This is a genomic window from Enterobacter sp. ENT02 (assembly GCF_019219165.1).
Lineage (GTDB): Bacteria > Pseudomonadota > Gammaproteobacteria > Enterobacterales > Enterobacteriaceae > Enterobacter > Enterobacter mori.
On record NZ_JAHUWD010000024.1, the window covers coordinates 1 to 374 of the forward strand.

Genomic DNA, 374 nt, shown 5'->3' on the forward strand with positions numbered 1-374 from the left:
CGCCACGGCGAAGGATCCGATGGGCAACGAGTCAAGCAGCAGCAGCTGGACCGTGACCATCGATACCGATGCGCCGGTGAAACCGACCATCGACGCGGCGCTGGATGACGTGGGCACCGTACAGGGCACCCTGTCTAACGGCAGCAGCACCGACGACCCGACGCCAACCCTGAGCGGCAAGGCGGAAGCGGGCAGCACCGTGAAGATCTACGATCAGAACGGCCTGCTGGGCGAAGTGACGGCGAAGGCCGACGGCACCTGGAGCTTCTCACCGGTCGCGAAACTGCCGGAAGGCGAGCACCGCTTCCACGTGACGGCGACGGACAAGGCGGGCAACACCAGTGCAGATTCAGACGACTTCGTCCTGACCCTGG

General features: G+C 65.2%; 1 protein-coding gene. It reads left to right on the plus strand.

All coding sequences use genetic code 11. The annotated features are described in order from the left end of the window. A partial coding sequence (locus KW829_RS22740; RefSeq protein WP_218309146.1) for an Ig-like domain-containing protein occupies nucleotides 1–374 on the plus strand: 374 nt, incomplete at both ends.